Origin of the sequence: Arsenicibacter rosenii (assembly GCF_001870735.1) — a bacterium.
In the GTDB taxonomy this organism is placed as follows: domain Bacteria; phylum Bacteroidota; class Bacteroidia; order Cytophagales; family Spirosomataceae; genus Arsenicibacter; species Arsenicibacter rosenii.
Map to the genome: position 1 here is coordinate 1 of NZ_MORL01000130.1, position 1,529 is coordinate 1,529.

At 48.5% G+C, this 1,529-nt stretch carries 2 protein-coding genes; one reads left to right on the plus strand and one right to left on the minus strand.

The genetic code is table 11. From position 1 onward, the window contains the following. The first annotated feature begins 55 nt into the window (after positions 1-55). Positions 56-637: a YceI family protein gene (locus tag BLX24_RS30290; RefSeq protein ID WP_071506901.1), complete on the plus strand. Its 582-nt coding sequence runs from the start codon at positions 56-58 to the stop codon at positions 635-637. A 48-nt stretch (positions 638-685) separates the two neighbouring features. On the opposite strand, the gene BLX24_RS30295 is transcribed toward BLX24_RS30290, so the two are convergent. Continuing rightward, the coding region (locus BLX24_RS30295; protein ID WP_143092924.1) for an alpha-amylase family protein at positions 686-1,529 on the minus strand (844 nt) is incomplete at its 5' end.

A 1,529-nucleotide genomic window follows, 5' to 3' on the forward strand; every position in this document is an offset into this window, starting at 1 on the left:
TAGTTTTTAAATAAATTTCCATCTATCTTAGTCAAGTTAAACCAACTCTAATCGCATGAAGAAGCTTGCATTAACTGTAGTAACACTGCTTAGCCTGACAACCGCATTTGCCCAAAACTGGACAGTCGACAAATCTCACTCTCGTGTTGGCTTTACAGTTACTCACCTTATGTTAACGGATGTTGACGGTAACTTTAAAACATTTGATGCGTCAATTACCTCCAGCAAACCTGATTTTTCAGATGCGGTCATTGAAGTAACGGCCGATGTGAACTCAATCAACACGGACAACGAGCGCCGTGATGGCCACCTGAAAAGTCCTGATTTCTTTGACGCGGCAAAATTTCCGACCTTTACTTTCAAGAGCAAGTCTGTTCAGAAAGTAGAAGGTAAAAAATACAAAATTACGGGCGACCTGACACTGCATGGTGTTACGAAACCGGTAACGTTCGATGCCACGCTGACGGGTCCGGTAACCATGGATAGTCCGCGCGGAAAAACAGAAAAATTAGGTCTGAAAATTAACGGCACCATCAAACGCACCGACTTTGGTGTTGGTAGCAGCGGATCTGCTGTCGTTAGTGAAGAGGTTGAAATTAAGGCAGCCGGTGAGTTTGCCAAGGCTCAGCCAAAATAATTTTACCGCGTTAAAACGGGTAAGCCGCCTCAACCGAGGCGGCTTTTTTTATTCGGTTAGTGACGAAGCGCCGCTAACGACCACCACCTGATGAGGTTCCAGGGTTAGTTGTTTGTTTTTCGTAATAACGGCCTCTCGACCGGAGTGTAGCCGTACCTCAGCGTTCTCCAGCCAGCCGGGCAGCCGGGCAACTATGCTTTTTTGGGTCAGGTTAAAAAACGCAACCACATGATAAAGACCGTGAACACACTGGCGGTGCAGCATCAATCCCCCGTCGTCCAGAATAGAAACACGGATATCATTTTTCCGGACATTCTGTAGAGCGGGTTCTTCCCTCCGCAGCGTTAGTAATGCCTTATGCCAGTCTAGTAACTCAGCATGTTTACCCGTATAGCGGCTTTCCCAGTTCAGTACCGATTGCCGGTATACGTCTTCGTCAAACGGATCTTTATACTCACTGTCGCCGAACGCAGCAAAGTCATTTCTCCGTCCTTCCTTCACGGCCTGAATCAGCTCCGGGTCGGAGTGATCCACGAAATAATAGAAGGGTGCTTCTTCACCGTATTCCTCACCCATAAACAACATGGGGACATACGGCGAGAGCAGGACCGCCGCCGCCGACAGTTTCTGTAATTTCAGGTTAACCAGTTTCGAAAGCCGTTCTCCCCCGACCCGGTTTCCGACCTGATCATGATTCAGGCTGAACACCACAAACTTATCAGCATCCATCCCCGCCGTTGAGCGGCCAAACTTACGCTGCCGGAACGAAACAAACTCTCCGCTGACGACAAAGCCATCCGTATAGGCTTTTGCCAGTTGCTCGATCCGGCCAAAATCCCGATACCGGCTTTTACCCGCAGGATCAACCAATACATACAGGGCATGGTGAAAA

Coding starts and splice junctions, on each gene's coding strand:
- BLX24_RS30290 (WP_071506901.1), top strand. CDS start 56: ATGAAGAAGCTTGCATTAACTGTAGTAACACTGCTTAGCCTGACAACC.